This window comes from Enterocloster aldenensis (genome assembly GCF_003434055.1).
Taxonomy (GTDB): Bacteria; Bacillota; Clostridia; order Lachnospirales; family Lachnospiraceae; genus Enterocloster; species Enterocloster aldenensis.
The window spans coordinates 106,910-132,203 of sequence record NZ_QVEX01000013.1 but is presented as its reverse complement, the minus strand read 5'-3'; the positions used below and the strand labels follow the sequence as shown (position 1 = coordinate 132,203).

The following is a 25,294-nucleotide window of genomic DNA, read 5'->3' as shown; positions in this document are numbered from 1 at the left end:
AATCACCACCGCTGCCCGCGGTTCACCCCTGCCGGGCGGCACCACCACATTATGAATACAAATGTATATGGAGGAAATGAAAACAATGAATCTGGATTACGCTAAAATCAAAGAAGCTGCACAGAATTATCAGAAAGACATGACCAAGTTCTTACGCGATATCGTTAAGTTCCCAGGCGAGAGCTGCGATGAGAAGGCACACATCGAACGCATCGCCGAGGAGATGAGGAAGCTTGACTTCACCAAGGTTGAGATTGACCCAATGGGCAACGTACTTGGCTACATGGGAACCGGCAAGACCTTAATCGGCTTTGACGCCCACATCGATACGGTTGGTATCGGCAATAAGAACAACTGGAACTTCGATCCGTACGAGGGTTATGAGAATGACACCGAGATCGGCGGACGCGGCGTGTCTGACCAGTGCGGCGGTATCGTAAGTGCTGTATACGGCGCAAAAATCATGAAGGACCTGGGACTGTTAAGCGACAAGTACACGGTTCTGGTAACCGGTACGGTTCAGGAAGAGGATTGTGATGGTCTTTGCTGGCAGTACATCATCAACGAAGACAAGGTACGCCCGGACTTCGTAGTATCCACAGAGCCTACTGACGGCGGCATCTACCGCGGACAGAGGGGACGTATGGAAATCCGCATTGACGTTAAGGGTGTTTCCTGCCACGGTTCCGCTCCTGAGCGCGGAGACAACGCTATCTACAAGATGGCTGACATCCTTCAGGACGTACGCGCGCTGAACGAGAATGACGCTGCTGATGACAAGGAAGTTAAAGGCCTTGTTAAGATGTTAGATGAGAAATACAACTCACAGTGGAAGGAAGCCAACTTCTTAGGACGCGGCACAGTTACCACCTCCGAGATTTTCTTCACATCCCCAAGCCGCTGTGCAGTTGCCGATTCCTGCTCCGTATCCCTTGACCGCCGCATGACCGCAGGCGAGACATGGGAAAGCTGCCTGGATGAGATCCGCGCGCTTCCAGCTGTTAAAAAGTACGGCGATGATGTTACTGTTTCCATGTATGAGTATTCCCGTCCTTCCTACAAAGGTCTTACATATCCAATCGAGTGCTACTTCCCAACCTGGGTCATTCCGGAAGACCATGAGGTTACCAAGGCCCTGGAAGATGCTTACAAGAACCTGTACGGCAACGAGCGTATCGGCGCTGCTGCCACCGAGGAGATGAGAAAGGCACGTCCTCTTACCGATAAGTGGACCTTCTCAACCAACGGCGTTTCCATCATGGGACGTAATGGTATTCCATGCATCGGCTTTGGACCTGGCGCTGAGGCTCAGGCCCATGCTCCTAACGAGATTACCTGGAAGCAGGATCTGGTTACATGTGCAGCTGTTTATGCGGCGCTGCCTGCTGTATATTGCAAGTAAGAATCATCATTATTTAGGAACTACCCATAAAGAATCATCATTATCTTAGATTATTGTCCGCAGGGTGATTTTTTGGCTGCCATCAGTGTGGTTTTGCCATCCCGCTGGTCCGCAGTGCCATCTTCCTGGCCTGTGGGGCGGCCAAAAAGCATAGGGCATACGCCCTATGAAAAATTATATATAATTGCATCCTGCTTATTCGTAAACCATTTTCCATGAAGTCCTAGTGACCTGTTTCGATTTCGGCGGCTTATGCTGAAAGCCGCCGAAAGACTGCAGGCCCGGGCACCCGGATACTAAAACCAAAAAATATAAATAAATCATATTAAAGGAGTAAATCAAATGAAAACATTACAGGATTACATTGATAAGTTAAACAGCCTTAATTTCAAGGAAATGTACGAGAACGACTTCTTCCTGACCTGGGAGAAGACCGATGAGGAACTGGAAGCAGTATGGACGGTTGCCGATGCCCTGCGCTACATGAGGGAGAACAACATTTCCACAAAGGTATTTGAGAGCGGCCTTGGCATCTCCTTATTCCGTGACAATTCCACACGTACACGTTTCTCCTTTGCTTCCGCATGTAACCTGTTAGGCCTGGAAGTCCAGGATTTGGACGAGGGTAAGAGCCAGGTAGCCCATGGCGAGACTGTCCGCGAGACAGCTAACATGATTTCCTTCATGGCTGACGTCATCGGTATCCGCGATGACATGTACATCGGCAAGGGCAATGCTTACATGCACGAAGTTGTTGACGCTGTTACACAGGGCCACAAGGACGGTATCCTTGAGCAGAAACCAACCCTGGTTAACTTACAGTGCGACATCGACCATCCGACACAGTGTATGGCTGATATGCTGCACATCATCCACGAGTTCGGCGGCGTAGAGAACTTAAAGGGCAAGAAGTTAGCCATGACATGGGCTTACTCTCCTTCCTACGGCAAGCCTCTCTCCGTTCCTCAGGGCGTTGTAGGCCTGATGACACGTATGGGTATGGAAGTTGTCCTGGCTCATCCGGAAGGCTATGAGATCATGCCTGAGGTTGAGGAAGTTGCAAGAAAGAACGCTGAGAAGACCGGCGGTTCCTTCCGCGTATCCCATGACATGGCTGACGCATTCAAGGATGCCGATATCGTATATCCAAAGAGCTGGGCTCCATTTGCAGCCATGGAAAAGAGAACCAACCTGTACGCTGAAGGCGATTCCGACGGCATCAAGGCACTGGAGAAAGAACTGCTGGCTCAGAACGCAGAGCACAAAGACTGGTGCTGTACCGAAGAACTGATGAAGACCACCAAGGACGGCAAGGCACTGTACCTGCACTGCTTACCTGCTGACATCAACGATGTAAGCTGCAAGGACGGCGAGGTTGAGGCAACTGTATTTGACCGTTACCGCGACCCACTGTACAAGGAAGCCAGCTACAAGCCATATGTGATTGCTGCCATGATCATGTTAGCTAAGTTTGCTGATCCAGCCGACATCTTAAAGAAACTGGAAGAAAAAGGAACACCAAGAGTATTCAAATAAATCCCAAACTCATTCGTAGTACATTGTAGGGGCTGCCGGACAACGGTCCTGCAGCCCTTTTTATCTCCAAAATAAGTTGTATTGTGCAAATAACAATGCGGGGTACCCTCATATCCCGCCTGTAAAGGGGAATTTCACTATGGAAAACAAGAAAAAACGTATTGTCATCGCATTGGGCGGCAACGCTCTTGGCAACACACTTCCTGAACAGATGATAGCTGTTAAGATTACCGCGAAAGCTATCGTGGACCTCATTGAAGAAGGTTGCGAAGTCATCGTAGCCCATGGCAATGGCCCGCAGGTCGGCATGATCAACAATGCCATGGCCGCGCTGAGCCGCGAAGACGCAAACCAGCCAAACACTCCCCTCTCCGTCTGTGTGGCAATGAGCCAGGCCTACATCGGCTATGACCTTCAGAACGCCCTGAGAGAGGAACTTTACAACCGCGAAATGTACGATATCCCGGTTGCTACCATGATTACACAGGTGCGTGTGGATGCAGAAGATCCTGCATTTGACGCTCCCAGCAAGCCAATCGGCCACTTCATGACCGAGGAACAGGCCAAGATTGCATCCGAAAAATACGGATATATCATGAAGGAGGACGCAGGACGCGGTTACAGACGTGTGGTTGCTTCTCCAAAGCCTGCTGAAATTGTTGAAATCGGCGCTATCCGCTCCCTGGTTGACTCCGGTCAGCTGGTCATTGCATGCGGGGGCGGCGGAATCCCGGTTACCCGTCAGGGTAATCATTTAAAGGGCGCCAGCGCTGTTATCGACAAGGATTTTGCCAGTGAACTGTTAGCAGAGGAACTGAACGCTGATTTCTTAATCATCCTCACTGCAGTGGAAAAGGTAGCTATCAACTTCGGAAAACCGGAAGAAAAGTGGTTGGATAATCTCACACCGGACCAGGCCAAGGTATATATGGAAGAGGGACATTTTGCACCCGGCTCCATGCTGCCAAAGGTTCAGGCCGCTGTGAAATTCGCAGAGTCCAAAGAGGGACGTACTGCACTCATAACCTTGCTTGAAAAAGCAAAAGAGGGAATCCAAGGACTGACCGGAACTCAAATCCATCAATAAGCCCAAGGAGGAACTTAAATATGAATCAGGCAGGTAATCAATCAGCTTTATTTGACTATTATGGAAAACCCAGTTTTTCCCAGGCGTTCCCACTTGCAATGCAGCATGTGGTGGCCGCAATCGTGGGGTGCGTAACCCCCGCCATTATCGTATCAGGAGCAGCAGGGCTCAATCCCACTGATAAAGTTTTTTTAATCCAGGCAGCCCTAGTCGTGGCAGGTTTAGCCACACTTTTACAGTTATTTCCCATTGGCAATAAGAACGGACTCCATATCGGAGCCGCCCTTCCTGTCATCATGGGTGTAAGTTTTGCTTATGTCCCCAGTATGCAGGCCATTGCTGGCCATGAAAGCGGACTGGGGGTTCCGATGATATTAGGCGCCCAGATTGTAGGCGGCGTGGTGGCAATCATTGTTGGTTTTTCCATTAAGAAGATACGCAAGCTGTTCCCGCCGTTAATCGCCGGTACTGTTGTGTTTACCATCGGTCTTTCCTTATATCCCACTGCCGTCAACTACATGGCAGGCGGGGCCGGTAAGCCCCTGGCAAGCGAAATCGGTAAACTGGGCTTTGGCTCATGGCAGAACTGGACAACTGCGTTGATTACTTTAGCCGTTGTCACCGTTTTAAATCATTTCACCAAAGGCATATTGAAGCTGGCCTCCATCCTGATCGGCGTGATAGTTGGTTATGTGGTCGCCCTGGGCTTTGGACTGGTCGACTTTAGCGGCGTTGCCTCGGCGGGACTTTTCCAGTTCCCGACACCGATGCACTTTGGTGTGGTATTTGATCCTTCTTCCTGTATTGCAATCGGCCTTTTATTCGCCATCAATTCAATCCAGGCAATCGGTGACTTTTCAGCAACCACTACCGGCTCCATGGACCGTATGCCGGAAGACAAGGAGTTACAGGGAGGTATTGTGGGTTACGGTATCTCCAATATCATTGGCGCTGTGCTGGGCGGACTTCCAACCGCCACCTACAGCCAGAACGTAGGAATCGTAGTGACCACAAAGGTAATCAACCGCATTGTTCTCGGAATGGCGGCTGTCATCCTGCTGGTTGCAGGCCTGATTCCAAAGTTCTCAGCGGTCTTAACCACCATTCCACAGTGTGTGCTGGGCGGCGCTACCATCACGGTATTCGCATCCATTGCCATGACCGGTATCAAATTAGTCATGACAGAGGACATGAACTACCGCAATACTTCCATCGTAGGCCTTTCCGTAGCATTGGGAATGGGCGTTACACAGGCAGCCAATTCCCTGGCAGCATTCCCTGACTGGGCCACCACCATCTTTGGCAAATCCCCTGTTGTGGTTGCAACCTGTGTGGCAATCCTGCTGAACGTAATCCTTCCAAGGGATAACACGGCAGCCAAAAAGAATTAATCCTCTAATTGTATGTAATGGTGCAGCTAGTTTATAATGTTTGGGAATGCCTCCTGCCGGTATCTGCGGCCGGAGGCATTTCCATTTTCCGTTTTCATATTCCCAATGTCCGTTTTAAGCATGTTCCTGCAAAAAAACAAAAAAATCCACTGATTCTGAAAGGATATGCCTATCAATATCGTATTATGGGTAGGACACCAATTAAGAAGGAGATTGAAAATCATGAAAATCAGGACTATAATAGCAACAGCGGTAACCGGAACCATATTGATGGCTGCAGGCAGCAGCCTTGCCTTTGGCGCGGACTGGACGTGTCCAAGGGGATATGGGGACTGCACCAGCTATGAATACTGCACCACCCATGACCATGGGGACTGTGACGGACACTGGTCCGAGGAAGGCGACTGGGTATGCCCGGACGGGAACCACAGCTATCGCTGCTCCTCTTCCGCCGCTTCCAGCCCATCCGCCGCTTCCGGCCCATCCTCGGATTCCGGCAGCAGACGCGGACATCACGGCGGAAACAGGCAGGACGGCCAGGGACATCACGGCAGCCATGGCTGCGGGACGCTGCGCAGATAATCATATACTAATAGAACCAGCCAGATGGAGAAACAATGCGGCAGGAATCAGATGTAGAGCAGGCAATCGCGCAGTATGCCGATATGATCAGGCATATCTGCCTTGTCTATATGAAAAATGAAAGCGATACAGAGGACGTGTTTCAGGATGTATTTTTGAAATACGCCCTTTTTTCTGAACCCTTTGATTCGGAAGAACACAGGAAGGCCTGGCTCATACGCGTGACCATTAACCGGTGCAAGGATGTGCTCCGAAGCTTTTTCCGCAGGAATACATGTTCCCTGGAGGAGGCCATGGCCGTGGCCGCCCCTGACAGCGGGGACCTCTCCCATGTACTGGAGGCAGTCATCCGGCTTCCTGAAAAATATAAGATTCTGGTGTACCTGCACTATTACCAGGGATATTCCGCAGTGGAAATCGCAGGTATCCTGCATAAAAAGGTAAATACCGTATACACGCATCTGGCAAGGGCCAGGGCAGAATTAAAAGACATGCTGGGAGGTGATGAAGGTGAAACAGGATATCCGTAAAGCATTTGACACGGTGCGGTGCCAAGATGGGCTAAAGGAACGGACACGCAGCCATGTACTGGGCAGGATGAGGCAGAGGCAGCCCAAACCAGCCATGCACCGGATGAAGCTCATTGTGTCCCTGGCCTGCCTTCTGGTGTTTGCCGGAAGCGGTTTTGGCGGATACCAGCTCTACTACGCTGAGGCAGCCACCATCAGTATTGACGTGAATCCCAGCATTGAACTGGGCATTAACAGGTGGGGAAGGGTGATTGAGGAAGTCCCTTACGGCAGGGACGGGGAAACCGTGCTCCGTGAGGTTTCCCTGCGGCATCTGGAATATGAGGAAGCCCTTGAACGCCTGATTGGCAGTGAAGCCATGCAGGATTATCTGAAAAAAGATGCCCTGCTATCCATTACACTGGAAAACAGGGGCAGCAGTGACCTTTTACTGGAAAACCTTCAAATCTGTGTGGACACCACCCTCAGAAAGTGTCACAGCCAGGCCAGGACAGAATATGTCAGCGTGGACGGCCACATGTGCCGGGAAGCCCACAGCCTTGGCATGTCCGTAGGAAAATACTATGCCATACAGGAACTGCTCACCGCAGACCCACAGGCCACCCTGGATGAGTTCAGGGATAAGTCCATGAAGGAGATTAAAGGGCATACGGAGCACTGTGGGCACAAGGCGCAGGAAACAGAAGAAAAGGCGGCAGAAGACTGCCATCATAAAGGACATCACGGACAGGGGCAGGATTAAGTATGTGCAATTAAGTATGTGCAATCATGTCCTTTTTCATTACGCTGACAATAATACCCATACAGATCAGCACGCCGCCCACAACAAAGTTCCATGTAAGGACCTCTCCCAGCAGGACCACCCCCAATATGGACGATGTAAGGGGCTGTAAGGGGTAGAACATGGAACACACGCTGGCGTCCAGAAGCTTAAGCCCCATGTTCCAGAGTGTATGGGCCACCGCAGTTCCCGCTACCCCCAGATAAATACATGCAAGGACAGCGGACCCGGTGAATATTGGCGGTGTCCTGACCGATTCCAATATGGCGCATGGAACCGTGAAGATAAGGGCAGCCCCCAGCCCGTACAGCGCAATCTGCACAGGGTCATATCCCCCGGAAACCTTTCGGATGGCCACGGAGGCAGAGGACCATAAGAGTACGGAGCAGACAGAGGCCCCCAGTCCTGCCGCGTTCACTGACGCGCCCCCCACTCCCAGGATGATATAAACCCCTGCAATTGAAATGCAGATGCTGGCAATATGACGTTTATGTATCTTTTCCTTCAGGAAAACAGCCGCCAGGAGGGAAATGGTAATGGGGTTCATGCCGTTAATCAGGGAGGCCAGGGACGCGTCTAGCAGCTTGGTTCCCACCAGCTGGAACGTAATGGAGACAAAATATCCCAGCCCGCCCACAATCCAGATGTATTTCCAGTCCCCCTTCTTTACGGTGCGCCTTGTCCTTCTCATGTTCAAAAGCACGGCAAGGCACGCGCCTGCCACCAGATACCGGATGCACAGCACGGTAAGGGGGCCTATGGAAGCCAGGGCGTATTTACTCGCTATGTAAACGCTTCCCCATATAAAACATGTAATTATGACATATAAGTATCCCATGCGGTTTTTCATGAAACGCCCTCCTTTTCCCCGTCATCCTGCTTTGGGGCCAACAATTGCAATCATAATATATTTGTCCGGAAATATCAATATGGAATTTGCAATCGTGGTTCACAATGGATAAGGCCAGGGAACCAGGAAGAAACAGCGCCGGGAAACCATGTTCCCGGCGCCGCCCCATGACCTTGCTTATTGGATTGTAAAATCCACTGTTACCTGTGCTTCCACGCTCACTTCCCCTGGCATGACAGCCATGTCGGCCGCTGCCGCGGTCCCCGCGGCTTTGCCTGGTCCTGAACTGTTATAGGACGCATATCTTGCATTGGGATTGTACCCATATTCCTCCACATGGGAAACGCCGGCGACGGTCCTGCCGCTGGCCTCTGCCAGCGCGTCTGCTTTGGCCCTGGCCACTGCCATGGCCCCCTTTAACGCCTCCTGGTAGCTTGCATCATAACCGCTTGAAAAATATGTAACCGAATCAATTCCATTGACCCCCGCCGACACTGACTCTGACAGGATGGTTCCCGCCTGGTCGATGGGGATATCCGAAACCGTCAGCCTTGTGGTCATCTCGTATCCCGTAACCGCCTGATCCGATGAATTCCAGTCATGGATGGGATTCAGTCCATAAGATGAGGTCTGGATGGACTTCTCCTCCACCCCAAGGGATTTCAGCTTCTCAATGGCTGCATTCAGGTCCTTGGCATTCTCTGACTGGCACTCGGCAGCCGTTTCCTTTTTGGTATAGATGGAATACTCTATCTCCGCCATGTCCGGTACCACCTTCACCTCTTCCTTGCCAATGACTGTGATGGTATTGCTGTCCGCATCCATGTTCTGTACCTTAATGGTATCCGGTATCTGTGTCCCCGTACCGCAGCCTCCCAGCCCTAAAGCTGCCGCAGCCACTGCTGCGGACAGGCCTGCCGTATAAATGGTCCTCTTCATGTTAATCTTCATGTTCAATTCCTCCCTTTTTCCATGTCATGGAAGATATTTTTTCTACACCCTTATATTACCAGAAACATCCGGTTATGGTATTTCTTTTCTCTTAAATAATAAGTTTTATTTGTTTACAAAGTTTATACGAAATTATTGCTCCTGGCAATTCTATGTTTTCATGTCAAGCTGTGTTATATTTATATGGAAAGCAGAAAAGATAACAGAACCAGACGTGTTCCGGCATATCAGAAGAAAGGAGGAACCAACCATGGAAGCATTTGCAAACTGCAAGCTGGAGATCTTCATCCCCGCATCCCATCTGTCCGCGCTTCAGAAAGCGCTTCAGGCAGTGGATGCCGGGCATATCGGACAATATGACAGCTGCATGTCATACAGCCCTGTAACAGGCTGCTGGCGGCCATTACAGGGAAGCACGCCCTATATCGGTCATATGGGGGAAGTGAGCACGGAACCTGAAATAAAGGCGGAAGTGACCTGCCAGACCGAAAAGGTAAAGGAGACACTTCGGGCCATCAAAGAGGTCCATCCCTATGAGGAGCCGGTCATCCACGTAATCCCGCTGTACATGACCGGTCTGGATGGATGAAAAACAGCTCCCCAACAAAAAAAGACAATGCCGGAGCCCTTATATCCTAAGGACTACCCGGCATTGCCCAGCGTGGAGCTGAGGGGAATCGAACCCCTGTCCGAAAACCAATTCCCTGTTCTTCTACTATCATAGTCCTTTATTTGACATTCCCTCTGCCATCAGGGAAAGGACACCCGGATGGTTTCAGTAGCTTCATCATACGCCCATATGCTCAAAGCTTTGCATAAGTCGTTTCCCACATAGTCGATGCCAGGGTCTTAAAGTGCGGGTGCTCTAAGTCTGACAGCTGCCATTAGGCAGCGATAGCTAATTCGTCGTTAGCGTTTATATTTATTTTTGCCATTTAACCCATCGCATGGGGATAGCTTCACCAGCTGCATGACCCCCGTCGAAACCAGTACAACCCCTGAATAATCAGTGTTCCATGTGTCTGGTATGCTAACGAATCCTGCACTTTCTACATAATAGCAGTTTCCTTGGCCGTTGTCAAGGGCTGAGTTTGGAATAATCATATACTCCTGATTCAGCAAAAAAATAATAATTTCCTGTTTCCCCAAAGAACTTGTCATAAAATGCACCTGTAAATAATGAGCAGACCCACTTTGTGCCCGCTAATTCCTGTTCCAGCCGGTTTTTCCCGGACTCAGGGGCATTTTCCGGCATCCGCCCCACCACCAGCTGGTCCGGTGATGTCCGCTCCTGCTCACTGCATATCCAGTCATTCTGGTAGTACAGATCCAGAATGAAAAGCACGGGAAACGCTTCCTGCCAGCCACCAGGGGCTTTTCCACGCCAATAAAGGAAACTCCCAGCGGATATTGGAAAAAGTCATGGACGTGTGCATTATATTTCCTGATATCAATGGCTGCCGCATTAATAGCCAGCCTTTCTTTGTCCTGTGTTAATTGATACAGCTGTTCAATCAGATTCCTCATTTTTGCGCCATATATCCCCTTAATATTTAAAAAACACCCATTCCCAGCAACTGGAGGGCCAGCAGCCCCAGAAGGAAGGAAACGGCATTGGCAGCCGCCGTATACTTCAGTATGGACTTCTTCGGAAACCTTCTCCCCATGAAGCGCAGATAAATCCGGTACTCTGCTGCCAGCACAAGGATTTCAAACACACACATCACGGGAAAATAATATCCCCGGACATACAGACGGAAAGTGAAATCCAGATACCCTAATATAATATTCATAACCAGGTTGGTGCCCACATTCGTAAGGAATATCACCCATTTTGGCCCGACGCCCATGACGGCCCCGACTGCTGTTTCAATCCCAGCATTAAAAAGCACGGTCAGAACCAGTATGATGGCTGTCCCGGCAAAATATCCCCTGTAATTAACAGGGGCCGGGGAATTGGCATACGCCTGAATCATTCCCGCTTCCATGGCAAGCATTGTCATAATACAGAATTTCCCCACACAGCTCTTCTTCAAGTACATCCCTCCTGGTATTTTGCTATTCTGATACCTGATATTTTGCTATTACGGTATTCTGTCATTCCAGTATTCTGCTATTCCGGTATTCCTCTATTCTGCTGTTGCCTTGACCGTCCTAAACCTGAAACATTTTTATACCTGAATCATCATCCTATTGGTATCATTCTTTTGGCATCATCCTTTTTTTGCAAAATGCACAAAACAGATTTTCATAATTGATAAAGTTTGTGCAGACTTTTTTCATGCCATATGCTATTATAATAAACGTAACCCCCCCAATACATTATATAGTTTTTGCTACACCCCATAAGAAACGAAATACCTTCTCCTAAAATGACCGGTTCCCCGACCGGTCATTTTTCATTGCATTCATCCTGCTTTTAATGCTGTCAGCAGGAACCTGTGGGTCGATGCCTCTATCACGCCATTTTCATCCAAAACTTTCTGTGCCTTCAACAGGTTATCCCAACAGGATTCCACGGAAAATCCCGGGAATTCCCACTGGATGATCCGGGCAAACCATATCAGCGCCCCTACATCGTAAAACCTTATTTTAGGAAATGCCTCCTGGGACTCTAGGATTTCAAACCCGGCAGACAGGAATGTTTCAGTAACCTTGTCCAGGTATTGCTCCGGATATGGCAGTTCTGTGTCCGGCAGCAGCAGATTCACCAAACCGCGGTCATTCTCCGCCCCTACCTGCTGTGTGACAAACGCGCCTCCAGGCTTTAATACACGGTATAGTTCCCCGGCATCAAAGTCCCCATGCCTGTTAATGACCAGATCAAAGGAACGGTCTTCAAAGGGAAGGCGGCTCACATCGCCAGCTTCCCGAAAATCAATTCCAAGGGGCAGAAATACCTGTTTACACAGATCCACATTAGGGGGATAACCTTCTGTTGCGCTTGTATATTCATAAGGATGCCTGAAGCTTAACAGTATCTCCCCGCCTCCCGTATCAATATCCAGCAGTCTGGTATGGCGTTTCAGATATCCGCGTACAATCCTGCCGTAATCCCACGGCATATCCTTTCCTTCTTCATACCGTCCCTCCTGACTATAAAGAACATTCTATCACATCTGTTTTGATTTTCCTACCCTATTCCATGATGCAGGCCGGAATCCGGCGCCGGATGCCCGGCTTATATCAATATGCTTCCGGGGGTTCCGTTACCATATCCTTCCCGCACTCAAACTCTGCCTTGTAAAATTCCCTGCCCTGGTCCATGTCGTCTTCATTATGGTAGCACCATATGACAAGGCGGTCCGGCGTGCCGTTCATTTTATTGTACTGGGTTACTATCTTTTCAATGGTTTCCCCCACTCCCCATGGTCTGTTGATGATTACATACAGTTCCGTCTCCCTGTAATCCGTACATGAATAGGAAAATGACCGGCAGATCCGGTATTCCGGACTCCAGGTTTTATATGCTGTAAACAGGGCAGCCATTATGAATATCGCAGCGAGATAAATTTTACACTTTTTCATTCCTAATTCCTCCGATGTTTATAGAACGGATGAACCGTGCAATAATCCCCCTCCTATTTTTTTTCTTCCCTCTGTTGTCATCGCGCGGATGTCGAAAATTGTCAATTAATGTCGGATTCCTGGCCGGCCAAATAAAAAAGCCTGGCCGGTGATAGGTATACCGGTCAGGTTCCTGTTTAATTACTATGGTTTGTTTTATGACTATGTTTGTTTTAATCACTATCGTCTGCTTCTTCCACTTGTCATCATCCCTCTTACATTAAATATCGGCAGGCTTACTGCTCTACGGATATAAACGGAGGGAAGGTATCAGGGCTGTCACAGCGCTCCAAGGTTTTTGCGTCCACATCAAAACTCCTGCCATCGTATTCATAGTGCAGTTTTCCTCCCCTGCAATAAAAACAATGCTCCGCTTGAAAAGCAACCGGCTTATGACGCCCATCCTGTATGGGCTGGTCCCGATATAAGACCTGGTCTTCCGATAACCTCAGCACACCGTCCTCAAGACGCACATCATAAATCCCGCTTACCACAGCCTCTGCCGCAACATGTTTCCCTGAAGCTGAAATAAATCGAAAACAGCCTGTTATGGAGTCCGTACTCTTCCGTTTCGCCAGTTCAAACCGAAACATGGATACAGCGCTAAAATCCTTTCTTAATTTCTCCCGTTGTCCTTCCTTGCCAATCAGCCAGATTTTCTCGTTAGATACAATAAACATATCCATCTGAAACCCACTTTTGGAATATTTCAGGTTGGAAAAGGATATCTGGTCAGAGTAAACCCCCTGCAGCGCTCCATTTTCCAGCTCGTAAACCAATTCCTTTGTGGACAGTGTCCTGCCATCCACATTCTCTTCAATGAAGTCTATGATTTCTTTCATCCGCACCCGCCCTTTCTTTCATCTGTCCTTATTTTACCATACCTCTCCCTGTCCCACCACCTCATTCCCTCCTTAAATATATATTATCAGCAAAATAAACTCTTGACAGGAAAAAACTCCCATGCTATCATCAACTAAACCTATAGAAACAGTAGGAATGGAATGGAGGACAAATCATGGGAGAAAGACTTAGAAGAGAAAACAGACATTTCAGATTTGAGACAACACAGCTTCATGCAGGACAGGAACATCCGGATACGGCCACCGGCTCCAGGGCGGTTCCGATTTACCAGACATCTTCCTACGTGTTTGATGACTGCAGCCATGCACAGGCCCGCTTTAACCTCAGCGATGCAGGCAATATCTACAGCAGGCTGACCAATCCTACCCTGGATGTATTTGAGGCAAGGATGGCGGCCCTGGAAGGCGGCGTGGCGGCCCTGGCAACTGCCTCGGGCGCAGCGGCCCTGGCCTACACCTTCCAGAACCTGACCCGCTCCGGCGACCATATTGTTGCATCCAGCCATATCTACGGCGGGACCTATAATTATCTGGCACATACATTTCCCGAATACGGGGTTGAAACCACCTTTGTAGACCCGGCTGATCTGAAGGGACTGGAGGAGGCTGTCAGGGACAATACAAAAGCCATCTTCATCGAAACCCTCGGCAACCCCAACTCAGACATTGCGGACATAGAATCCATTGCGGACATTGCGCACCGCCACCAGATCCCGCTGGTAATCGATAATACCTTTGCAACCCCTTATCTGGTACGCCCCATTGAGTATGGCGCTGATATCGTGGTCCATTCCGCCACCAAATTCATTGGCGGACACGGAACCACGGTAGGCGGGGTCATTGTGGACGGCGGACGCTTTGACTGGACTGCTTCCGGGAAATTCCCCGGACTTACAGAACCCAATGCAAGCTACCACGGCATCCGCTTTGCACAGGATGTGGGCGCTGCTGCATTTGTCACCCGCATCAGGGCCATCCTGTTAAGGGACACGGGCGCAACCCTCTCCCCCTTCCATGGATTCATGTTCCTCCAGGGTCTGGAAACCCTGTCCCTCAGGGTTGAACGCCATGTGGAGAATGCCCTGGAAGTGGTTGATTACCTGAAAAGCCATCCCCTGGTGGAAGCGGTCCATCATCCGTCCGTCAGCCGGGATCCTGGTCAGCAGGCTCTGTACCGGAAGTATTTCCCTCATGGGGGAGGTTCCATCTTCACCTTTGAGATCAAGGGCGGCGCTGAGCAGGCCAGGAACTTCATCGACAACCTGGAACTGTTTTCCCTGCTGGCCAATGTGGCTGACGTGAAGTCCCTGGTCATCCACCCAGCTTCCACCACACACTCCCAGTTAAATGAGGCCGAGCTTCTGGAGCAGGGAATCCGGCCGGGAACCATCCGTCTGTCCATCGGCACCGAACATATTGATGATATCCTGGAAGACCTGGAGGAGGCATTTAAAGCCATTGAATGATTGTTTAGGAAGCTGTCAATAATGCCGGGTCAGCATTGCGGGCTGGTAATGCGGGTATGGCTGGTAATTCGGGTATGGCTGGTAATTCGGATATGGCCAGCATTGCGGATATTGCCAGCATTACGGATATGGCCAGCATTACGGATATGGCCAGCAGAATCAGGAAACATAGGCAGCATAAACCCCAACAGGACAGGCCGGGAAACCAATCACATTTCCCGGCCCGTCCTGTCAGATTCATACGTATTTACCGAATGAACCAAAGGGTCCTTTACATATCGTCAATGGTCACTGCCCACAACAATGGCCTCATACTCACTCAATGTCTTTGTAATCCATCCCACAAATCCAGTATAGAAATCAAAGGCCGTGTCATCAAACCGTATATTGCCCATGTCGCGTTCCATCTCCTGAATCAGATTGTTCCACTGCCTCCTGTCCATCCGGTTATCCTGGCAGGCATCAAACCCAGGCTGCACATGCTGCAGATATGGAAGCAGCAGTTTCATAAAGTCTGTCCGGTACACGGTCAGGGTATCTGCACACGTGTCATACCCGCCGCCTGGCCCGGTATCCGCATTACATGGATAAAATGTCAGTGTGGTGGTTTCGTCCGGCATTGAAAAACATTTTAGTACCATGCTGTATCCCCCTTTTCTTCCATGCCCGCTGATAATCAGGCCAATGGAAGGCATTTTCTCCTTCTATTATACTCCATCCCTCAACGCCGGACAATAAAAATCCCCTCCTCTATTCTTCTATTTTCCCACATTCCGTGAGGGTTCCCATGTCCGGGAACTTAAGGGCTCCTTTTTCATCTGTTTCAAGACATACACAGCCCTCAAACATGCTTCCGTCCTCTTTCAGGCGGTAGAGTTCATGTTTCCAGATAACCCACTGGTCCTTTGCCATGGCTCCATTTTCCTGAAGGTAATACCATTTTCCATCCGAGCCTGTCTTCCAGTCATTGTGCACCATCATGCCTGCAGCGTCAAACCAATACCAGTAATCCCCATCCTTATACCAATCATTGGCCACATAATCCCCGGTATTGCCCAGATAGAATCTCCAGCCTCCGTTTTCCTCCGCCCAGCCGGATTTCTTAACGGGTTCTGTTATGCCGTAATACAGGGCTATTGTATCGGCCTGGGCGCTGGCAAGACGTTCAAGGTTGGCATCATTTAACAGCCACTTCACTGTCTCCTTATTGGTGTGGAAGGAGTTCTCCAGAATCAGCCCCGGCGTCCCCACGGCCGTTGCCCCGCGCAGCACGCCATAGTAATCCCCATTGCTTCCCCTGCGGTGTTCAATGCGCGCAGGCTGGCCTGTTCCGATGACCGTCTCCACACATTGTGCCAGGGCCATCCCAATCCCATCCGCGCTCCCGTTAATGGCACAGTATGCCGCAGGATAATCCACTGCATTGTTAACAGAATCCCCCACTGCATTGGTATGGTCCGATATAAACAGGTCGCATCCCCTGGAAGCGGCTCCCCTGTCATACAAACTCCTGTCCGTGTCCCGGTCTTCCCTGGTAGTGATTACCTCGATTCCATATGCTTCCAGGTATTTTTTCTGAAGCAGATGGAGCTTCCATACAATTTCCGACTCATAATAACGCTTGTCTGCCGGGCTTTGATTGTATCTGCCATAATGACCCGCGTCTAAACATATCTTCATGCTATACATCCCCTTTCCATTATGGTATATAATACGCAGGAAATCCGGGATTGTCCCAAGGGGAGGCAAAGGGCATGGGAACGCTTAGAAGGCGGTTTGGGTGGGGCCGGCCGGGGCAGAGCACAGGCAGGAGTCCGGGACGGAAGACGGGCAGCAGGCCGGGAGCTTCCATCGGGAAAACAGAACGCAAAAGGCCGGGACGGAAACCGCTGCCCCGTCCCGGCCTTCACTGCCCGCTTATGCCTGCGGACGAAAGAATCCTGTCTTCTGTTCTGCTCCTGACAGACTTATGCTTTCCAAAGCCCGTGAAGATTACAGTATGCATAAACCGCCTCAACCTCGTCGCCCTGGCATATCATGAATTCTGCCTGGGGCTTCTGGCCCGGCTTCAGTTCCTTTCTCTGGTTGCCCTGTGCGGTGGCAAGGGCAATCCACTGGATATAGTGCTCCGATGCCATGGGATGCTCTGCCGCCCCAACGGTAACCGTAACCTTCTGTTCGTCCACCGTAACCACCGGAACATGCTTCTCAACTGCCGCATCCGTTGTGTTGGCAACCAGCTCCTGCATTTTTTCACCGCAGCACATAACCGGTACCCCGCTGCTCTTTACGTACGCAATAATATTGCCGCAATGACTGCAAATATAAAATTTCATGTTTCTGCTCCTTCCTTTATGTATTTTATTATATATTCTAAGTCTATCACATTGATTACAATTTACAATGCCATATGTCCATATTTAACAAAAATGTCATTCTTTTTCCTGCCCCATGTCCATTTTCAGGCGCCCCTTAAACCAAAGGACAGGAGGCGCCGCGGACAGGAAGGCGTCCGGTTCGGGCCGGCCGATGATTGGCATCCATGGTTCCTTGGATTGCGTATTCACAAACTCCTTACACTCTGTTCATAATTTTGTTACAGAATGATAAAATTCTCCTCACATTTTACCGATATACTAAATATTGTAAAGAGTTAATGCTAATAAAACTTTTTTTCATAATACTCGGCCGGTAAAGATAGTTTACCGGCCTCCTCCTTTTTCTATGGCTTTTCCGGTTCTTTCCCAAGACACCAGTACCCCTTTCCCCCACATCTGCATATGATAAACAAAAAAGGATTTTTCCTTATGAATTTTGAACATCTTACCCCTGTGATGGGGACCATCACCGACATTACCGCTTATAATGATGACTGCTGCAGCCAATTCGTCTCCCTCAGCGTGGACGGACAGCAGATCCATATCATCATGACCCATGATACCTTTGTTGTGGACACCATGCGCCTCTTCCCCGGAATGCGCATCGCTGCTTTCTATGACAGCACCCAGCCCGTTCCTCTTATCTATCCGCCCCAGTACCGCGCTGACCTGATTGCGGTGCTGCGGCCTGAGGAGGACGTGGCCATCGGTTACTTTGATGAAAACCTTACCGCCATTGATAACTCCCTGAAGCTGAACCTGTACCAGTCCACTGTCATTTCCACCATGAACGGCCAGGCCTACCTATGTTCACCTGCCAATCATTACCTTCTGGTTTATTACACGGCCACCACAAGGAGTATTCCCCCGCAGACAGCCCCGGGACGCATCATCGTGCTGTGCCAGGCCACTTAAGGTATATATGGATGGTATTCTGCCGGCCCTGATGGCCATTGCTCCATCCGGCCGGTAATTACAGTGACCACATTGCCTGTTATGCCATCTGCCCCATTGCCGTCAGCCGGCCAAGGAAACACTCCGAGGTGAAAATAATGAGACTTACCAGCCATGTCCGGTAAGTCTCACATATAAACCTTATAAAAGTACAGCCATGGCCGACACATTTCCCATGGCCCTGTAATAATGCATATAAACTTTTTTTGAAATAACGAATCTTTGTGCACACTTTTTTTATTACCTATGCTATTATAATTAACGTAAACCCCCCCAATACATTATATAGTTTTTGCTACACCCCATAAGAAACGAAATACCTTCTCCTGAAAAGACCAGTTCCCCGACTGGTCTTTTCAATTTCCGGAATCAGAAACTTTTTTGATTTTTTTTAAAAAAATACTGGACAAATTAAAAACTCTATGGTATTATAAACAAGCTGTCGCTGATGAGTACAGCAAACAACAAAAGGCCTGATGGTCAAGCGGCTAAGACGACGCCCTCTCACGGCGTAAACCCGGGTTCGATTCCCGGTCAGGTCATAAGAAAAGCAAGCAGATAATGCTTGCTTTTTGTTATATCCTATTATGTTATATCCTATTATCTGAAATCTTCCGTGATTGCTCACCCTCAGTCCCTTACGGTTCTTCCATGCGCTTTTCCGTCTCCCTGTCAACCAGTTCGCGTAATTCCTCCAGCCGGCCATCCTGCCCAAAATACTCCCTTCCGTAGGAAAGATTAAAACCGTAGTCAAAATCCGGCGGATTCTTTCCCTGGCTGTGCTGCAGGATGGTCTCTGCCTTGTCCATGGCCTTTACGAACCTGGCTTCCGGTGTCCCTGCCCGGTTGTATTCCTCACACAGGCTTCTGATTTCCTCTGCGCAGGCCTTTGGAAGGCTAGCGGCCGCTCTTTCCACATCCCTCTGCTCCTGGTCATGCTTTTTTCCGGCATCGGGCCGGAGCGCCGCGGAAACATCGCCGCTGTACAGTTCCCCAAGGTCATGGACCAGGCACATAAGCATCACCTTTTCCCTGTCAAGTTCAGGAAATTCATGACAGAGTACTGCCGCGCCAAGGGCCAGGCGCCAGGAGTGCTCTGCCGTGCTCTCCTGACGTCCGGATACGGTCCATGCTGTCCTCAGCGTGGATTTCAGTCCTTCTACTTCTTTTATAAAATTCAGATATTCCTTCATGCTTCCCTGCCTTAATAAAGGTTTTTCACCTTGAAATCCTTTTCCAGTTCCCTTCTCTGATCCTTCTTGGCAATATCCGCCCTCTTGTCATAAAGCTTTTTACCGCGCGCAAGCCCAATCTGGACCTTAACCAGGCTTCCTTTAAAATACACCTGAAGCGGAACCAGGGTAAAACCCTTTTGCGCAATCTTCCCGTCCAGCTTCATGATCTCATACTTGTGAAGCAGGAGCCTGCGGGTACGCAACGGGTCCTTATTGAATATATTGCCTTTCTCATAGGGGCTGATGTGCATGCCGCAGACATACACTTCCCCCTTGTCAATCTTGACAAATGCTTCCTTGACGCTGCACTTGCCCATACGGATGGATTTTACCTCCGTGCCGAAAAGCTCGATTCCAGCCTCGAATTTCTCATCAATGAAATAATCATAGTATGCCTTCTTATTGTTGGCTACCAGCTTAATACTTTCCTTCCCCATGCGTCTATTCCCCTTTCTCTTCCACCGGATGCTTCTCCCAGTCCTTTGCCAGGATGAAATCAACGGTCCTTAAAAGCCTGTCCGTGGAGGACACGGTCACCCTGACGGGCTGTCCCAGCTTATAGGTCTTTTTCGTCATCTCCCCTATGAGTTCATAGTGCTGTTCATCAAATATATAATAGTCGTCATCCAGATCGCTCATGCGGACCAGTCCCTCCACGGTATTGGGAAGTTCCACATAAAGGCCCCAGTTGGTGACGCCTGATATGGCTCCGTCAAAATCCTGTCCGATGAACCGTGACATATATTCGCACTTCTTCAGTTTATCTGTCTCCCGCTCCGCCTCGTCCGCCCTGCGTTCCAGGGCAGAGGTCTGCACCGCTACTTCCGGCAGGATTTTCTCATAATGTGCCGCCCTCTTGTCATTGAGCCCTCCCTTCAGGGTCTCTTTGATGATCCTGTGGATCTGGAGGTCAGGATAGCGCCGGATAGGGGAGGTAAAATGTGTATAATACCTGGTGGCCAGGCCAAAGTGCCCGGAGCATAGGGTGGTATACTTTGCCTGCTTCATGGAGCGCAGGGTCAGCCTGGAGAGCAGCGCCTCCTCCGGTGTGCCTTCTATCTTGTCCAGCAGCTTCTGAAGTTCCTTGGGATGGATTTCCCCATGCTGCATTTTAATGAAGTATCCGAAATTATTGATAAATGTCCCCAGCTGTTTCATCTTTTCCGGGTCCGGGTTGTCATGGCTCCTGAAAAGGAACGGGATGGACTGCCAGTAATAGTCCTCAGCCACGGTCTCATTGGCCAGCAGCATGAAGTCCTCGATGATCCTGGTGGCCGCATTGCGCTCATAGGGCTTGATTTCCAGGGGCTTTCCCTGTTCATTCAGCACAATCTTGCTCTCCGGGAAATCAAAGTCAATGGCGCCCCGCTTCCTGCGGTTCTCCCTGAGGATATCCGCCAGTTCCTTCATGCAGTCGAACATGGGGACGAATTCCTCGTATTCCGCCATCACGGCCTCATCCCGGTCCGTCACCACGGCATTGACCGCAGTATAAGTCATGCGCCTGTCCACATGGATTACGGTCCCGGCAATCCGGTGGTCCAGCACGGTTCCCTGTGCGTCCACTTCCATGATGCAGCTTAAGGCCAGACGGTCCGTGCCAGCGTTCAGGGAACATATGCCGTTAGACAACTTGTGGGGCAGCATGGGTATGACCCGGTCCACCAGATAAACGCTGGTGCTCCGCTTTCGTGCCTCCCGGTCAAGGGGGCTTCCCTCCTTCACATAATGGCTCACATCGGCGATATGGACACCCAGGATATAATGCCCCTGCCCGTCCCTGCATATGGTCACCGCGTCATCCAGGTCCTTGGCATCCTCGCCGTCAATGGTCACGGTCTGAAGCCCCCGCAGGTCCAGGCGGCCCGATAGTTCCCCGCTCCATCCATCGGGGGATACAAGGTCACTGATGCCATAAAGGCTGCCCATCTCCACCGGCTGGCCCGGAACCGTCACATGGTCCGGGATATCCTCTATCTCTTCCATCACCTCCTGGGGAAATGCCTCAGGCAGCCCATAGGCCCTTACAATGGACAGGATATCCGTGCCCGGGTCATTGACATGACCGATGATCTCCGTAACACGTCCCTCCGGCTTATGCTTCTCACTGCCAAAATCCGTAATCTTCACAACCACCTTGTGGCCGGTCACTGCCCCCATATCGCAGCCCTGGGGAATGAAAATGTCCTTTGCCAGCTTCTGGTTGTCCGGTATGACAAAACCAAAATTCTTATTCTTCTGGTAATATCCCACCACCTCCTCATTGGCATGTTCCAGGACCCGGATGACAGCGCCCTCTGCCCTTCGTCCGCCCGAACCCATGCCGGAGCGGCTGCCAGACATCCTGCTGTCCGGTTCCACCACGATCTGCACCCGGTCCCCATGAAGGGCTGCACCGGTCTTGTCCTCGGGTATGAACACATCCTGCTCCATCCCCTCCACGGTCACAAAGCCAAAGCCTTTGGGATGCCCGGAGAATATGCCGTTGACGGAAAATGTCTCAGCCTTTCCGTATTTCCCTTTTTTGGAAACACCAATCCTTCCCTCTGCCACCAAGGCATCAAGGACCTCCATCAGGTCCTCCCTCTGTGATTTTGGAATGTTTAAAAGGATGGCCAGTTCCTTGGCCTTCATGGGCACATAAGCCTTATCATCCATTAATTCCGTCAGTATCTGTTTGCGCTGTTCCAATAATTCTTTTTCCATATACCCTCTTTTCCGCCTAAAGAAATAAAACACCCTTATATGAATACAAGGGTGTTTTGGTCACGTTCACTTCTTTTCTCTTATTATCCCGCAATCCTCAGAAGAATATTCAGGATAATGGTAATAATCATAAATACAATCGCACCGTATCTGGTAAAATGTTCCAGGGCGCCTTCCATGGAACGGCCTCTGTTCTTGCTCCAGTAACTGTCTGTGGAGATACCGCCGATTGCACTTCCAAGTCCGTTGGACTTGCCTTCCTGCATCAGGATAACGATTGATATGGCAACACCAAGGATTACATATATGATTGATAATATAACCTGTATAACTGACATCCGCCTGCACCTCTTCATTTTCTTATAGTCAAACACAGATATCTTATCACACTTTGTCCGAAAAAACAACCTGTTTTCCCATTTTCACACAGCTTTTATGCGGTTGATGGCCTGTTCCTGAAACAGGAAAACAGTGTGTGACAGCAATCCGGCCCTATTCCCCAAGGCTACATGGCCTGGGATGTGATAAAGGACAGATTCCCCTGGAACCTGACAATCCCGTATCCGGCAGGCACAATGAAATGGCATCCCTTTTTCACTACAGCGCCGTCCACCGTGCCCTGTCCTTCCAGGATGCTCACATTGGCAAACCTGTCCCCGAAGTCCTCCTCCCATTCACCTGCCATATCCACCTTGTCAGCGGTATAATAGGAGCAGGTAATCAGGTGGTACTTCTTACCGCTGTCCGTTTCTTCCACAAGCACCGGCTTCTCATCCTCACGCTGCACAAACGGCGCTTCTATCACGTCAATGCTCTGCTGCACATGCAGCTGTCTTGGCCTGCCCTCAGAAAGCCTGTCATAGTCATAGACCCGGTATGTAATGTCACTGCTCTGCTGTGTCTCCAGAATCAGGGTTCCTCCCTTGATTGCATGGACGCACCCGGGATTGATCTGAAAGAAATCCCCTTTCTTAATCGGCACCTCCCGTATGAACTCCGTCCATCTGCCCTGCTCAATCATGGACCTCAGTTCTTCCTTGTCCTTTGCATGGTGGCCGATGACAATGGTTCCGTCCTTGTCACAGTCCAGGATATACCAGCATTCCATCTTCCCAAGGGAACCATTCTCATGCTCTGCCGCATAGGCGTTGTCCGGGTGGACCTGGATACTTAAATCTTCCCTTGCATCGATGATCTTCACCAGCAGTGGGAATTCCCCATAGGAATCAGCCGCTGTCCCAAACAGTTCCTTATGCTCCCTCCATAACGAACTCAAGGTATGTCCTGCATATGTGCCGGAAGACACCCTGCAGTCACCGCTTCTGTGGGCGCTGACAGCCCAGCACTCCCCTGTGTGCCCGCTGGGGATATCATAACCATACACTTCTTTCAGGCGGCTTCCGCCCCAGATTGCCTCCTTAAATATCGGTTCCATCATCAACAGTTCTCTCATTCCCTTATCTCCCATCCTTACTGCATTATTTATATTTCAATATTGCCTTATTTCATCATACATAAAAATAAGAGGTTGTCAAGATTTACCGCTGATGTGGCTTAAAGTCAGGATGGAAATCCCCAGGGGACAACATTGGAAAACACAGGAGGTCCATATCAGGCAGCCTCTTTCTCAAGGGGCTGCCTGATAGTGTGTATCATGAATTTATTCAGCGGCCAGGTTGAGGTTTTCCTCAATGCGGAGCAGCTGGTTGTATTTAGCCACACGGTCTGAGCGGCAGGGCGCCCCTGTCTTAATCTGTCCGGCATTTACAGCCACCGCGATATCGGCAATGATGGAATCCTCTGTTTCACCGGAACGGTGGGAGATAATGGTCCCGAACCCGGCCCGCTTTGCCATCTCAATGGCTTCAAAGCTTTCTGTCAGCGTGCCGATCTGGTTGACCTTGACCAGGATTGCATTACCCGCCTCCAGGTCAATGCCCTTTTTCAGCCGTTTTGTATTGGTCACGAACAGGTCGTCCCCTACCAGCTGGATGCGGTTTCCCAGCTGTTCTGTGAGCATTTTCCAGCCGTCCCAATCCTCTTCCTCAAGCCCGTCTTCAATGGAGCAGATTGGGAAACGGTCCACCAGCCCCCTGTAGTATTCCACCATCTCGTCTGCGCTGCGCCGTACCTGCCTGCCCGCCATCTGGCTCTCGCCCGGGAACAGGTACATGCCGGTGGCTTCATCGTAAAGCTCACTGGACGCAGCATCAATGGCAATCTTCATGTCCGAACCAGGCTTCAGGCCGTTCTTCTCCATGGCCTTTACAAGGTAGCCAAGTACCTCCTCGGAATTCTTAAGGTCAGGTGCAAAGCCTCCCTCATCGCCGACGCCTGTGCTGTATCCGTCTTCTTTTAAAAGCTTTTTCAAGGTATGGTACACCTGCGCGCACATCCTTAATCCTTCTGAAAAACAGCATGCGCCGTAAGGCATGATCATGAATTCCTGAAGGTCCACTGTATTGTCCGCGTGCTTTCCTCCATTCAGGATGTTCATCATGGGTATAGGAAGCTTTGAGGCATGGATTCCGCCCAGATACCGGTATAAAGGCATATGAAGCCCATTAGCCGCCGCCCTGGCCACTGCCATGGACACCCCTAGGATTGCGTTGGCTCCCAGCTTTGCCTTGTTCTCAGTACCGTCTGCTTCTATCAGCAGATGGTCAATATACCTCTGGTCCATGGCGCTTTCAAAAAGCACTGCCTCGCTGAGTACTGAATTCACATGCTCCACTGCCTTTTTCACGCCCTGTCCATTATAGCGCTCCCCGCCATCCCTTAATTCCACTGCCTCAAATTTACCCGTGGACGCGCCTGAGGGAACGGCCGCGCGTCCAGTTGCCCCGCCCGCCAGGCAGACCTCCACCTCCACGGTGGGATTCCCTCTGGAATCCAGTATCTCACGGCCTGTGACCGCCTCTATCTCTAACTCATTCAACATAAAAAATGACCTCCTCATATCAATCTCTCAATGATATAAGGATAGCCATTTTTTAGCATTTTATGTATGAAAAT

Annotated in this window: 27 protein-coding genes, 1 tRNA gene and 1 other RNA gene; 11 read left to right on the top strand and 18 right to left on the bottom strand. The window is 50.1% G+C overall.

All coding sequences use genetic code 11. The features are described from left to right. The first annotated feature begins 85 nt into the window (after positions 1 to 85). The 7 genes from DWX59_RS21150 (at position 86) to DWX59_RS21120 (ending at position 7,270) form a co-directional block, all read left to right on the top strand. Positions 86 to 1,402 (top strand): YgeY family selenium metabolism-linked hydrolase, encoded by a 1,317-nt coding sequence (locus tag DWX59_RS21150; protein ID WP_117561122.1) that lies wholly within the window; start codon positions 86 to 88, stop codon positions 1,400 to 1,402. A 342-nt stretch (positions 1,403 to 1,744) separates the two neighbouring features. Beyond that, positions 1,745 to 2,938 carry a knotted carbamoyltransferase YgeW gene (gene ygeW, locus DWX59_RS21145; RefSeq protein ID WP_117561121.1) on the top strand — a complete coding sequence of 398 codons (1,194 nt, stop codon included), beginning with the start codon at positions 1,745 to 1,747 and terminating at the stop codon, positions 2,936 to 2,938. Between the two features lie 139 nt (positions 2,939 to 3,077). Further along, positions 3,078 to 4,025 (top strand): carbamate kinase, encoded by a 948-nt coding sequence (gene arcC / locus DWX59_RS21140; protein WP_117561120.1) that lies wholly within the window; start codon positions 3,078 to 3,080, stop codon positions 4,023 to 4,025. Positions 4,026 to 4,045: 20 nt separating this feature from the next. Beyond that, positions 4,046 to 5,416 carry a uracil-xanthine permease family protein gene (locus tag DWX59_RS21135; RefSeq protein ID WP_117561119.1) on the top strand — a complete coding sequence of 457 codons (1,371 nt, stop codon included), beginning with the start codon at positions 4,046 to 4,048 and terminating at the stop codon, positions 5,414 to 5,416. Positions 5,417 to 5,638: 222 nt separating this feature from the next. Then, entirely contained in the window at positions 5,639 to 5,998 is a 360-nt protein-coding gene (locus DWX59_RS21130; RefSeq protein WP_117561118.1) for a hypothetical protein, read from the top strand. 35 nt (positions 5,999 to 6,033) lie between these two features. Further along, complete coding sequence (locus DWX59_RS21125; RefSeq protein WP_117561117.1) at positions 6,034 to 6,528, top strand: RNA polymerase sigma factor; 495 nt, start codon at positions 6,034 to 6,036, stop codon at positions 6,526 to 6,528. Beyond that, the gene (locus DWX59_RS21120; protein WP_235845128.1) at positions 6,503 to 7,270 is read left to right on the top strand and encodes an anti-sigma-I factor RsgI family protein; all 768 of its coding nucleotides are present in this window, start codon (positions 6,503 to 6,505) and stop codon (positions 7,268 to 7,270) included. Before DWX59_RS21125 ends, DWX59_RS21120 begins: the two co-directional genes overlap by 26 nt. Before the next feature lie 10 nt (positions 7,271 to 7,280). Here DWX59_RS21120 and DWX59_RS21115 read toward each other — a convergent pair whose 3' ends face one another. Both DWX59_RS21115 and DWX59_RS21110 read right to left on the bottom strand, forming a co-directional pair. Continuing rightward, positions 7,281 to 8,159 carry a DMT family transporter gene (locus DWX59_RS21115; protein ID WP_117561115.1) on the bottom strand — a complete coding sequence of 293 codons (879 nt, stop codon included), beginning with the start codon at positions 8,157 to 8,159 and terminating at the stop codon, positions 7,281 to 7,283. Positions 8,160 to 8,336: 177 nt separating this feature from the next. Then, entirely contained in the window at positions 8,337 to 9,110 is a 774-nt protein-coding gene (locus DWX59_RS21110; RefSeq protein ID WP_117561114.1) for an SIMPL domain-containing protein, read from the bottom strand. Between the two features lie 250 nt (positions 9,111 to 9,360). Between DWX59_RS21110 and cutA the strand changes: the two genes are divergently transcribed. After that, positions 9,361 to 9,699: a divalent cation tolerance protein CutA gene (cutA, locus tag DWX59_RS21105; RefSeq protein WP_117561113.1), complete on the top strand. Its 339-nt coding sequence runs from the start codon at positions 9,361 to 9,363 to the stop codon at positions 9,697 to 9,699. Positions 9,700 to 9,769: 70 nt separating this feature from the next. Here the strand turns inward: cutA and ssrA are convergent. The 6 genes from ssrA to DWX59_RS21075 all read right to left on the bottom strand — a co-directional run bounded on the left by ssrA (position 9,770) and on the right by DWX59_RS21075 (position 13,519). Further along, positions 9,770 to 10,109, bottom strand: a transfer-messenger RNA (tmRNA) gene (gene ssrA / locus DWX59_RS21100). A 79-nt stretch (positions 10,110 to 10,188) separates the two neighbouring features. Further along, complete coding sequence (locus DWX59_RS21095; protein ID WP_117561112.1) at positions 10,189 to 10,455, bottom strand: hypothetical protein; 267 nt, start codon at positions 10,453 to 10,455, stop codon at positions 10,189 to 10,191. A 208-nt stretch (positions 10,456 to 10,663) separates the two neighbouring features. Further along, positions 10,664 to 11,146 (bottom strand): hypothetical protein, encoded by a 483-nt coding sequence (locus DWX59_RS21090; protein ID WP_117561111.1) that lies wholly within the window; start codon positions 11,144 to 11,146, stop codon positions 10,664 to 10,666. Between the two features lie 372 nt (positions 11,147 to 11,518). Further along, positions 11,519 to 12,175, bottom strand: a complete 657-nt coding sequence (locus tag DWX59_RS21085; RefSeq protein ID WP_117561110.1) for a class I SAM-dependent methyltransferase — start codon at positions 12,173 to 12,175, stop codon at positions 11,519 to 11,521. Between the two features lie 121 nt (positions 12,176 to 12,296). Further along, complete coding sequence (locus DWX59_RS21080; protein WP_117561109.1) at positions 12,297 to 12,638, bottom strand: hypothetical protein; 342 nt, start codon at positions 12,636 to 12,638, stop codon at positions 12,297 to 12,299. Between the two features lie 275 nt (positions 12,639 to 12,913). Beyond that, positions 12,914 to 13,519: a hypothetical protein gene (locus tag DWX59_RS21075; protein ID WP_117561108.1), complete on the bottom strand. Its 606-nt coding sequence runs from the start codon at positions 13,517 to 13,519 to the stop codon at positions 12,914 to 12,916. A 176-nt stretch (positions 13,520 to 13,695) separates the two neighbouring features. Here DWX59_RS21075 and DWX59_RS21070 point away from each other — a divergent pair, with 176 nt between their 5' ends. Further along, positions 13,696 to 15,006 carry an O-acetylhomoserine aminocarboxypropyltransferase/cysteine synthase family protein gene (locus DWX59_RS21070; protein ID WP_117561107.1) on the top strand — a complete coding sequence of 437 codons (1,311 nt, stop codon included), beginning with the start codon at positions 13,696 to 13,698 and terminating at the stop codon, positions 15,004 to 15,006. Between the two features lie 281 nt (positions 15,007 to 15,287). On the opposite strand, the gene DWX59_RS21060 is transcribed toward DWX59_RS21070, so the two are convergent. The 4 genes from DWX59_RS21060 to DWX59_RS29690 all read right to left on the bottom strand — a co-directional run bounded on the left by DWX59_RS21060 (position 15,288) and on the right by DWX59_RS29690 (position 17,573). Further along, positions 15,288 to 15,647 (bottom strand): hypothetical protein, encoded by a 360-nt coding sequence (locus tag DWX59_RS21060; protein WP_117561150.1) that lies wholly within the window; start codon positions 15,645 to 15,647, stop codon positions 15,288 to 15,290. Positions 15,648 to 15,756: 109 nt separating this feature from the next. Next, positions 15,757 to 16,686, bottom strand: coding sequence for an N-acetylmuramoyl-L-alanine amidase family protein (locus tag DWX59_RS21055; RefSeq protein ID WP_117561105.1), 930 nt, complete (start codon positions 16,684 to 16,686; stop codon positions 15,757 to 15,759). Between the two features lie 287 nt (positions 16,687 to 16,973). Continuing rightward, positions 16,974 to 17,342: a desulfoferrodoxin family protein gene (locus tag DWX59_RS21045; RefSeq protein ID WP_117561103.1), complete on the bottom strand. Its 369-nt coding sequence runs from the start codon at positions 17,340 to 17,342 to the stop codon at positions 16,974 to 16,976. A gap of 96 nt (positions 17,343 to 17,438) precedes the next feature. After that, a complete protein-coding gene (locus DWX59_RS29690) occupies positions 17,439 to 17,573 on the bottom strand; it encodes a hypothetical protein (protein WP_264469857.1) in 135 nt (44 codons plus the stop codon). 240 nt (positions 17,574 to 17,813) lie between these two features. Here DWX59_RS29690 and DWX59_RS21040 point away from each other — a divergent pair, with 240 nt between their 5' ends. Further along, on the top strand, positions 17,814 to 18,299 hold the full coding sequence (locus DWX59_RS21040) for a hypothetical protein (RefSeq protein ID WP_117561102.1): 486 nt from the start codon (positions 17,814 to 17,816) through the stop codon (positions 18,297 to 18,299). Between the two features lie 509 nt (positions 18,300 to 18,808). Further along, positions 18,809 to 18,880 (top strand) — tRNA-Glu (locus DWX59_RS21035). 96 nt (positions 18,881 to 18,976) lie between these two features. Here the strand turns inward: DWX59_RS21035 and DWX59_RS21030 are convergent. The 6 genes from DWX59_RS21030 to eno form a co-directional block, all read right to left on the bottom strand. Further along, positions 18,977 to 19,531: an HD domain-containing protein gene (locus DWX59_RS21030; RefSeq protein ID WP_117561101.1), complete on the bottom strand. Its 555-nt coding sequence runs from the start codon at positions 19,529 to 19,531 to the stop codon at positions 18,977 to 18,979. Between the two features lie 11 nt (positions 19,532 to 19,542). Then, on the bottom strand, positions 19,543 to 20,010 hold the full coding sequence (gene smpB, locus DWX59_RS21025) for an SsrA-binding protein SmpB (RefSeq protein ID WP_117561100.1): 468 nt from the start codon (positions 20,008 to 20,010) through the stop codon (positions 19,543 to 19,545). A 4-nt stretch (positions 20,011 to 20,014) separates the two neighbouring features. Then, positions 20,015 to 22,246, bottom strand: coding sequence for a ribonuclease R (rnr, locus tag DWX59_RS21020; protein WP_117561149.1), 2,232 nt, complete (start codon positions 22,244 to 22,246; stop codon positions 20,015 to 20,017). A 116-nt stretch (positions 22,247 to 22,362) separates the two neighbouring features. Continuing rightward, the gene (gene secG, locus DWX59_RS21015) at positions 22,363 to 22,617 is read right to left on the bottom strand and encodes a preprotein translocase subunit SecG (RefSeq protein ID WP_117561099.1); all 255 of its coding nucleotides are present in this window, start codon (positions 22,615 to 22,617) and stop codon (positions 22,363 to 22,365) included. A 167-nt stretch (positions 22,618 to 22,784) separates the two neighbouring features. Then, entirely contained in the window at positions 22,785 to 23,732 is a 948-nt protein-coding gene (locus tag DWX59_RS21010) for a type I phosphomannose isomerase catalytic subunit (protein WP_117561098.1), read from the bottom strand. Positions 23,733 to 23,939: 207 nt separating this feature from the next. Continuing rightward, a complete protein-coding gene (gene eno / locus DWX59_RS21005; protein WP_117561097.1) occupies positions 23,940 to 25,220 on the bottom strand; it encodes a phosphopyruvate hydratase in 1,281 nt (426 codons plus the stop codon). Positions 25,221 to 25,294 lie beyond the last annotated feature (74 nt).

What these genes read in the sequence shown, in the direction of transcription:
- smpB (WP_117561100.1), bottom strand. Translation starts at nt 20,010, where the DNA reads ATGGGGAAGGAAAGTATTAAGCTGGTAGCCAACAATAAGAAGGCATAC.
- DWX59_RS21060 (WP_117561150.1), bottom strand. Translation starts at nt 15,647, where the DNA reads ATGGTACTAAAATGTTTTTCAATGCCGGACGAAACCACCACACTGACA.
- DWX59_RS21070 (WP_117561107.1), top strand. Translation starts at nt 13,696, where the DNA reads ATGGGAGAAAGACTTAGAAGAGAAAACAGACATTTCAGATTTGAGACA.
- DWX59_RS21010 (WP_117561098.1), bottom strand. Translation starts at nt 23,732, where the DNA reads ATGAGAGAACTGTTGATGATGGAACCGATATTTAAGGAGGCAATCTGG.
- eno (WP_117561097.1), bottom strand. Translation starts at nt 25,220, where the DNA reads ATGTTGAATGAGTTAGAGATAGAGGCGGTCACAGGCCGTGAGATACTG.
- DWX59_RS21150 (WP_117561122.1), top strand. Translation starts at nt 86, where the DNA reads ATGAATCTGGATTACGCTAAAATCAAAGAAGCTGCACAGAATTATCAG.
- DWX59_RS21130 (WP_117561118.1), top strand. Translation starts at nt 5,639, where the DNA reads ATGAAAATCAGGACTATAATAGCAACAGCGGTAACCGGAACCATATTG.
- DWX59_RS21135 (WP_117561119.1), top strand. Translation starts at nt 4,046, where the DNA reads ATGAATCAGGCAGGTAATCAATCAGCTTTATTTGACTATTATGGAAAA.
- DWX59_RS21085 (WP_117561110.1), bottom strand. Translation starts at nt 12,175, where the DNA reads ATGCCGTGGGATTACGGCAGGATTGTACGCGGATATCTGAAACGCCAT.
- arcC (WP_117561120.1), top strand. Translation starts at nt 3,078, where the DNA reads ATGGAAAACAAGAAAAAACGTATTGTCATCGCATTGGGCGGCAACGCT.
- DWX59_RS21115 (WP_117561115.1), bottom strand. Translation starts at nt 8,159, where the DNA reads ATGAAAAACCGCATGGGATACTTATATGTCATAATTACATGTTTTATA.
- DWX59_RS21075 (WP_117561108.1), bottom strand. Translation starts at nt 13,519, where the DNA reads ATGAAAGAAATCATAGACTTCATTGAAGAGAATGTGGATGGCAGGACA.
- DWX59_RS21080 (WP_117561109.1), bottom strand. Translation starts at nt 12,638, where the DNA reads ATGAAAAAGTGTAAAATTTATCTCGCTGCGATATTCATAATGGCTGCC.
- ygeW (WP_117561121.1), top strand. Translation starts at nt 1,745, where the DNA reads ATGAAAACATTACAGGATTACATTGATAAGTTAAACAGCCTTAATTTC.
- DWX59_RS21055 (WP_117561105.1), bottom strand. Translation starts at nt 16,686, where the DNA reads ATGAAGATATGTTTAGACGCGGGTCATTATGGCAGATACAATCAAAGC.
- DWX59_RS21045 (WP_117561103.1), bottom strand. Translation starts at nt 17,342, where the DNA reads ATGAAATTTTATATTTGCAGTCATTGCGGCAATATTATTGCGTACGTA.
- secG (WP_117561099.1), bottom strand. Translation starts at nt 22,617, where the DNA reads ATGTCAGTTATACAGGTTATATTATCAATCATATATGTAATCCTTGGT.
- DWX59_RS21125 (WP_117561117.1), top strand. Translation starts at nt 6,034, where the DNA reads ATGCGGCAGGAATCAGATGTAGAGCAGGCAATCGCGCAGTATGCCGAT.
- DWX59_RS21030 (WP_117561101.1), bottom strand. Translation starts at nt 19,531, where the DNA reads ATGAAGGAATATCTGAATTTTATAAAAGAAGTAGAAGGACTGAAATCC.
- DWX59_RS21110 (WP_117561114.1), bottom strand. Translation starts at nt 9,110, where the DNA reads ATGAAGATTAACATGAAGAGGACCATTTATACGGCAGGCCTGTCCGCA.
- DWX59_RS21040 (WP_117561102.1), top strand. Translation starts at nt 17,814, where the DNA reads ATGAATTTTGAACATCTTACCCCTGTGATGGGGACCATCACCGACATT.
- cutA (WP_117561113.1), top strand. Translation starts at nt 9,361, where the DNA reads ATGGAAGCATTTGCAAACTGCAAGCTGGAGATCTTCATCCCCGCATCC.
- DWX59_RS21120 (WP_235845128.1), top strand. Translation starts at nt 6,503, where the DNA reads ATGAAGGTGAAACAGGATATCCGTAAAGCATTTGACACGGTGCGGTGC.